Here is a 7,075-nt window from a genome sequence, read left to right as displayed (position 1 = left end):
TTTTTTTGTAGCTTTAAAAGACAAAAGCGGGCGGCTGGACAATACGGACCGAAACAGCCGGATGGATTACTCAGAGGAAATGAAACAGGTGATCAGGCAGTGGAAGAAAAATGTTCTGTACGATCCGCAGGCGCATTACCTGTTTGTGCTGAACGGATCGGTGGACCCTGCCGAGGGTGGTTATATGCCCCTGGGCAGGAGGTATGGATTTCTGTTCCGCAACCAGCAGAGTGAGGAAGAGTTACTGCACACCCTGGCGCACGAGCTGGGCCACGGTTTGTTTACCCTGCGTCACACCTTCAGCACCTCGAATCGTTTTTACCAGCCGCAAACCTCAACAGACAATCTGATGTCGTACGGTCCGCCCCCGGCGACCCGTCTGTACAAATACCAGTGGGACTACATCCACGATCCACAGACAATACTGTTTGCCTGGGCTGAAGAAGAGGAAGAGGGGGAGATGGGGATTTTATGTTTAAATCAATTAGTAAGTATAGTTGAAAAAATGAGAAAAGCTAATATTGATAAAAAAACAGAAATAGAGCTTCAGTTATTTTCATGTTACGGAGATTATCAATATAATAAAGTTAAATTTGGGAAAAAGGAATATAGCGGAGTTAAAATTTCTATAAAAGGTTATTTAAATAAAGGCAGTAATAATAATCAAATACCTTCATGCAACATTAAGCCTTCTGAATTATGTAAACAAAGTTACTCTGATAAGGGAATTAAATTTGTTAAATATCAATTCCATGAGTTGAAATACGATATTAAAAATGCTCCATATGATAAGAAAGAACCTACTGGGGAAATAAGATTGGAAATCAGCATAATGGAAAATGAAGCCAAGAATTTTGAAGATTATTTATATGCTCAAAAAGCAATAGAAATCAATGGGGTTCCTTATTTAAGTCAATTAGATAAGGAGGACACAAAAAATAAAACAGGCTGTGAATCTGGATGTTGTTGGGCAGCAAGTTGTTGGATGATAAATCAAACAGGTACAACAATAAATCATAATAGCAGAATTTATTTTGCAGATCCGATCAATGTCGATAACTTAGCTGATGGAATAAGTACAATAATTTCAGAACAAGAATTCAATGAAGCAGTATTATATGTAAAGAACCAACTTCAATTAGGCAAACCTATTTTATGTGGAACATGGGATAGTAGAACTAAAGAAGCATATGAAAATGGGAAATTAGGACCAGAAGCATGGAATGATAAGTTATCAGGTAGCAATAACAGTGCAACAACTCATTTTGTAGTTATTGTGGGTTTTGGATATGATAAAAGTGAAGATAAATATTATTTTAGATTTTATGATCCTGGAAGATCAGATTTGGCTCAAGGCACGAGTGAAAACAATAAATTTTATATAGATGAAATTAATTTTGAAATATTGAATACCTCTTATAGAGGGAAAATTTATAAAGTAACTGAAATTAGAAAAAATTTTTAATTATGAAAAAGATTTTTTTTTATCATGTAATAATGATTTGCTTATCTGGTACCGCACAAACAAATGATATATGTATTAAAAAAATATTGAATGAATCTCCAAAGTTATCATTACCTGTTTATATAAAAAAAAATAATAATTTAAATTATAAGGAATTTAGTGAAAAAATTATTTCATGTGCATTATTAGATAATGACGAATCAAAATTATTTTATCACTATATTAATTATGATAATGATTTGATGGAAAACGTGGAGGAAATTAGAAAATATTATTTTAGAATATTAGGATATTATAAAAAAAATAATTTACATTTATTATTCTATGAAAGGGGGGGCAATGATACTTTGCAAAAATACTTGCTTACATTTTTCAATGAAATATTAGTAGATGAGATCGTTGTAGGATTTGAAGAAGGTGGGGGAGAAACGGAAATGATAAAATACAAAGAAAGCATAATAACTGAAAATTTAGAAATCAAAACACGCTATTATGAATGGAATCCAGAATTTATAGATAAAAAAACAAGGAAGAAGCCTGATACTCCAATGACAATAGTTACTTTATCTGATTATGCGATAGAAGAAAATAGTGGTAAAATATTATTAATTAAACAAGAAAAAAAATATTCAAATTGCATTCCAGAAGAATTTTCATATCCTAAAAATAGTTGTACTATATTTGACAAACCCTAATTAATTATTATTATCTCTAAACTACTTCGTTTATAAGATATGGAATCAATATAATCTACTCTCGGTTTTGCCAGCCAATGGTTTTTTGATTTAAGTTTGTTTATGTTTTTTTAAGGTTATGAATTGATGGTTTCTGATTTATCAGCTCTTTAATTCAATGGACGAAATTAAAAAAAGAAGTCTGTAATTTTTTATTTATGAACAAAGGAACATTTATTGTAAAGGAGAAGCTGCACATCATTAAAGAGGCCAGCGAACTAGGGGTTAAAGTCATTCTTGAGAAGTATGATCTATATTCAGCAACGTATATTCCTGGAAGAACAAATTGGAAGCCATGGGGGGAAGAGTGGGCTGCAACATGGGATAACTCCCCAACAACTGAAGCGTAACAGAGAGTTAGAGAAGGAGAACTATGCATTAAAACAGCTAGCTGTATCACTTCCATAACCATCTGTTTAGCAACCACCTTCGGTCGTTCCTTGCTACGACAAATGGAAAGCGAAAAATTTATGTATTTTTAACCGTCTATAAAAAAGGCTGATTAATAGGGGTCCAAACCAGGTTCCTTTTCCGATTATCTTTGCCTCATGTACGTTCTTCCCTCTCTCATACGGTATCTTCTTCATCCCGCTCCGGGAGCTGAACTGGCCGAAGCCTTCATGCACGAAGCTGCCGCCATAAGCAACTGGGAAAAGACGGTTTTTTCGCTGCAGCAGAACGGACTTCTTCCTCTTTTCCGCTCGGCGCTTCTGGAAGCAGGACAATACGAGACACTGTCACCTGCCGTACGGGAGGTTATTGATACAACGGTAAGGCGACAGGCCATGCGCAACCTGAAGCTTCAGGCAACCCTGTTTCAGCTTCATGACGTCCTCAGCCGGAACAACATTTCTTTTGCTCTGCTGAAAGGATTTACCCTCGCAGCCACCTGCTACCGCGATGCATCACTGCGCCCGATGATCGATATCGATATCCTGGTCAATCCTGAAGATGTGCCTGTTATACGACAGCTTCTCAAAGAATTCGGCGCAGAGAAGTTCAGCGAGCCGCAGACGAAGTTTTATGCCACCATCGCTTCGCACGAACCGGGCATATTGCTGGAAGATATTCTGATTGAACCCCATACTGCGCTGTTCAAAGGGCCGGAAAGCCTGGGGCTTTCAGAATGCCCCTGTGTTCCGTGCCAAATAGCCGGAAAAACTTTCCTGGTACCGGCACCCGATGTGCATTTGTTGTTCATCATGAGCCATGTGCACAAGCATCTGCCGAGAGAACGGTTTAAGCTTCTCTGGTTGCGCGACACAGCCTGTCTGATGCAACGGCTCTTTACCGGGCAGGAACAGAAGGAGGAGGATTTTTTCCGGCTTGCCGGCAGGTACCATTGCCGCACAGAGGTTCTGGAAGTCGCCGCACTCATGGTTGCCCTTCTGCCCGATCTTCTCCCGCAGACGTTCAGGACACCCCTGCCGCCATTGCCCGGGTGGATGGAACCCTCCCTGAAAATTGTTTCCGAGTACGGTATGAAACGCAGGAATGACCCTGCCCCTCATATTCGCTATTTCTCCTCGCGGTTTAATATGAAGAGGAAAATTCTTTTTCTTGCCGGCTTGCTCTTTCCTTCGCCGGCTTATATGAAAATGCGCTACAGGTGGTTTCCGGCCAGGGGGATTGTTTTGTTGTATCCGTATCATTTCCTGCGGGTTTTCATCAAGGGAGTCATAATGCTCATCCGGTATGTTGCGGCACACTGCACAGGTGCGCATAAATGAATTCTGTAAGAGAATGTGATTCTGAACCCATTCCGAAGAGATGGAATAGTTTTAGAAGATTGCAGATGGAGAGTGCTAAAGAACCCCGAAGGGGCGGCATTATGAAACAGCCAATAATGCCGCCCCTTCAGGGTTCTTGTTTTTCTTTTTTATTCATTTTCGACAGGCTCAGCCAACGCAGCCCGCACCAATCGTGGACGTCTCCCCGCAGGCCTGCTAAAGGCCGGAGCAAGAGCTTAATTCCGTTTCTGAAAAGGAATTTCTTTCCTGAGCGTAAATCCAAAGCGCGTTGGCATCCGGGCAAACCCCGCTGAAACGGAGTGGAAGCGTCCTGAAAGGCGATTTTTGTTTTATTCCAATTCGTCAATTGAAAAACTCAATTGACGAATCGTCTAACAAAATCTAATCCGATTTTATACGTCGGGATTACCTCGATAAGTCAATAGAAACAAGTTGTTTACATGTTTTTTGTGTTTCTATTGACTTCATCTCCTCTAAAAATAATTTCGCTATAGCCTGGTTGAATTTGTTAATTCATGGTACTTCGGTTTATGCTCTTCCTTGTGCACAGCGGTTCTTTCGACACCTGTTTCGCTCCTTTTGCAAAAAATATGAACAAAAGCGACCAGTTAAACGTATAATTTATTACTTTAGGTGTCCTTTTCAAAAAGAGTATGTTTTCATTTGATGTATTGAACCTGATTGGAGCGGTTGGACTTTCATTCCTCATTACCTATATCCTTATCCCGCCGATAGTTAGGGTGGCTAAGGCAAAGAATCTGTACGATTCACCCGGGCGCCGCAAGCCGCATAAGAACAATGTCCCCACCCTGGGGGGGGCCGCCATTTTTGCAGGACTTACTCTGGCCATGACGCTGTTTGTTGACGGGAAGCTGGCCTACCAGCTCCGTTATTTTGTAGCGGCCGCCATCATTATCTTCTACATCGGCATAAAAGATGATATCCTTGGGCTGGGCCCCGTAAAAAAGCTGGTTGCCCAGATCCTTTCCGCCATCATCATCACCGTACCGGCCCATCTGCGATTTACCAGCCTGCACGGATTTCTCGGCATACAGCACATTCCGGATGCCTACAGCGTGGTTCTCACGGTGTTCGTTGTCATAGTCATCATCAACAGTTTCAACCTGATCGACGGCATTGACGGACTGGCGGCCATGACCGGAATCATTACCAGCAGTGCCTTTGGAATCTGGTTCTGGATTTCCGGCAACTATTCCTATACCATTATGGCCGGTGCGCTGGCCGGTGGCCTGCTGGCATTTCTGCGGTTCAACCTTTCTGCAGGGGGAAACAAGATCTTTATGGGCGATACGGGAGCCCTGCTGATAGGGCTTGTGCTGGCCATCCTTGCCATCAGGTTCAATGAAGCCAATGTGGAGGAAGATATTCCCTGGCGCCTCACATCGGCTCCGGCTGTTTCTATCGGCATACTGGTACTACCCCTGTTCGATACCCTGCGGGTTTTTTTCCTGCGCATGTACAGGGGCGATTCTCCCTTCAGGGCCGACAAGCAACACCTGCACCACCGGCTGTTAAGGCTGGGACTGAGCCATCTGCAGTCAACACTGATCCTTGCAGGTTTCAATATCGTGTTTATTGTTATTGCATTTCTGCTGGACCCCATCGGCATCCTTCCTCTCACGGGCATCCTGCTCGTGCTGGCCGTTTTGCTGAGCCTGATTCCTGACATGATGTACCGGAAGAAACGCTCTAACGGGCTGAAGGAAGTGCAGGCCGATGAGGTGGGAACTGAGGAAACAGCCTGATAAAAAGAAAAAAAGAGGGCTGGCGCACCGCGCCAGCCCTCTTTTCTCCCTTCAATCTCAGAAATCGTAATAATGATTGATCCGGTTTGTCCGCAGACCAATCATGATATACCCCGTGGTGTTCTTATTCCCCTCCGCCGATTCCATCCGGTAATGGTACTCAACCGAAAAATGCAGGGTGTTGACAGGATTGACAATCCACGATACCCCTGCAAAAGCATTCACTACGCTGGTTTTTATCCCCTGCAGGATGTGGCTCTGGCGGCTCACTTTTACCGGTTCGGGCAGTAGTCCGTTCCGGAGAAGGGGATCGGCCCCCCAGTCGAGCGTTCCGTCGTTCCTTCCCTGCACGGCATAGGAAGTCTGCCCTTCCAGAAGGAAAAACTTGAACCGGTATGTTGCCCGGATGATCCCTTCCCTGAAATTGGCACCCAGCGGATGTGCCAGTGGCTCATTGTAGTGTGTGTAGGTGAGGGATAAGGGTTTTCCGGAATAGGTATAGGGCCTTACCTGATTGTATTCTGCCTGGAAAAACATTCCCGGCAGGGAAAAGGCATGGAACCATTTTATGCCTGCCTGGAATCCGGTTTTGTTCTGTACCGAATGCACATCGGTGATTTTGTTCAGAGGATAATCGTCGGCCAGCCATTGGCCATACAAAAGGAAAGGAGGCAGGTTAACCGAAACGTTGACTCCCCAGAGCGAATTACCTCTTCCGGCCAGGGAATTAAGAACCGGAAGGGGATTGAAAAATTCAGCCTGCCAGCGGAAGTTGCCGGCACTGTCGGGATTGGCGTACATGTTGGCTTCCATCAGGGTGAGCTGAATGCGTCCAAGCCGGACACCGGCAAAATGAAATACGGAAGTTTTGGCCGGAAAACGGCGCTTGTCCCAGCGTATGACCTCCTCATGCTGAATCATGCTCTGGGTGGATGCGGCCAGAAAGAACTTCCCGGCATACCACTGGTAACCGGCATAGGGATATACATCCGAAAAATCAGAAAGGAGAAGGGAGCGGTAGCCATCGCCGAAAAAGCGTTTGCCATAGCCGGCTTCGAGGTACAGGTCTTTCCATGGACGGACCCACAGGTTTCCTTCCGCCCAGGAAAAATCGTATCCGTCGGTTTGGTATTTTTTGGCAACACCCTGGCCGGGCAAAACCCCATGTTTCTGGATATAGGAAATGATGTAGCCGGGGAAGCGGGCCTGGTTTTCATACAGGGCGGAGGAAAATCCGATGACGCCGCTGATGGTGCCTTCAAAGAGGGCCCCGCGGGTATTGCGGTACAGGAGGCGGGAGGAGCCGTTCTCTTTTCCGGCGCTGAAATCGGCCAGGCCGTTAACTTTCAGCACCAGTCC

The 7,075-nt window shown here is 44.0% G+C and carries 6 protein-coding genes; 5 read left to right on the top strand and 1 reads right to left on the bottom strand.

The annotated features are described in order from the left end of the window. Positions 1-61 precede the first annotated feature (61 nt). The 5 genes from GX419_08775 (at position 62) to GX419_08755 (ending at position 5,716) form a co-directional block, all read left to right on the top strand. Entirely contained in the window at positions 62-1,465 is a 1,404-nt protein-coding gene (locus GX419_08775) for a hypothetical protein (GenBank protein ID NLI24784.1), read from the top strand. A 2-nt stretch (positions 1,466-1,467) separates the two neighbouring features. Next, positions 1,468-2,160, top strand: a complete 693-nt coding sequence (locus GX419_08770; protein ID NLI24783.1) for a hypothetical protein — start codon at positions 1,468-1,470, stop codon at positions 2,158-2,160. Positions 2,161-2,357: 197 nt separating this feature from the next. Continuing rightward, entirely contained in the window at positions 2,358-2,549 is a 192-nt protein-coding gene (locus GX419_08765; protein ID NLI24782.1) for a hypothetical protein, read from the top strand. Positions 2,550-2,747: 198 nt separating this feature from the next. After that, the gene (locus GX419_08760; protein NLI24781.1) at positions 2,748-3,929 is read left to right on the top strand and encodes a nucleotidyltransferase family protein; all 1,182 of its coding nucleotides are present in this window, start codon (positions 2,748-2,750) and stop codon (positions 3,927-3,929) included. Between the two features lie 674 nt (positions 3,930-4,603). Next, complete coding sequence (locus tag GX419_08755; GenBank protein NLI24780.1) at positions 4,604-5,716, top strand: undecaprenyl/decaprenyl-phosphate alpha-N-acetylglucosaminyl 1-phosphate transferase; 1,113 nt, start codon at positions 4,604-4,606, stop codon at positions 5,714-5,716. 57 nt (positions 5,717-5,773) lie between these two features. Here GX419_08755 and GX419_08750 read toward each other — a convergent pair. After that, positions 5,774-7,075 (bottom strand): capsule assembly Wzi family protein (locus GX419_08750; GenBank protein NLI24779.1); only part of this gene is annotated, 1,302 nt, incomplete at its 5' end.

The organism is Bacteroidales bacterium (assembly GCA_012517825.1).
Taxonomy (GTDB): Bacteria; Bacteroidota; Bacteroidia; order Bacteroidales; family JAAYUG01; genus JAAYUG01.
The sequence above is the reverse complement of the archived record's forward strand: the minus strand, read 5'-3'. Positions and strand labels throughout refer to the sequence as shown.

Excerpts from the sequence above, each read along its gene's own strand:
- GX419_08770 (NLI24783.1), top strand. The coding sequence starts at position 1,468 with ATGAAAAAGATTTTTTTTTATCATGTAATAATGATTTGCTTATCTGGT.
- GX419_08765 (NLI24782.1), top strand. The coding sequence starts at position 2,358 with ATGAACAAAGGAACATTTATTGTAAAGGAGAAGCTGCACATCATTAAA.
- GX419_08760 (NLI24781.1), top strand. The coding sequence starts at position 2,748 with ATGTACGTTCTTCCCTCTCTCATACGGTATCTTCTTCATCCCGCTCCG.
- GX419_08775 (NLI24784.1), top strand. The coding sequence starts at position 62 with ATGGATTACTCAGAGGAAATGAAACAGGTGATCAGGCAGTGGAAGAAA.
- GX419_08755 (NLI24780.1), top strand. The coding sequence starts at position 4,604 with ATGTTTTCATTTGATGTATTGAACCTGATTGGAGCGGTTGGACTTTCA.